We start from the raw sequence: 292 nt of genomic DNA, 5'->3' as shown, positions 1-292 counted from the left end.
CCTGGCAACTCGGCAGTGAAAGCGGAACTGCCATTGCTCGGGTGCTTTACGGCGACTACAATCCAAGTGGAAGACTGCCGATGACTTTCCCAAGAAATGTGGGACAACTGCCGCTTTACTACAACTACAAGCCTACCGGCAGACCCAATGATCCCGGTCAGAATCTGGTCTTTTGGTCACATTACATGGATTCACCCAATTCGCCATTGTATCCTTTTGGCTATGGGCTGAGCTATACCACATTCACCTATTCAAACTTGCAAATCAGCCAACCTACCTTGCAAAAAGGTGG

1 protein-coding gene is annotated in these 292 nt (G+C 49.0%); it reads left to right on the top strand.

Annotated features, from left to right (window positions below):
* Positions 1-292 (top strand): glycoside hydrolase family 3 C-terminal domain-containing protein (locus ACNKXV_RS14385; protein WP_417908394.1); only part of this gene is annotated, 292 nt, incomplete at both ends.

Source organism: Christiangramia aquimixticola (assembly GCF_048285835.1).
Lineage (GTDB): Bacteria > Bacteroidota > Bacteroidia > Flavobacteriales > Flavobacteriaceae > Christiangramia > Christiangramia aquimixticola.
Note: the sequence above shows the minus strand (reverse complement) of the source record. Positions and strands in the feature narration are given on the sequence as shown.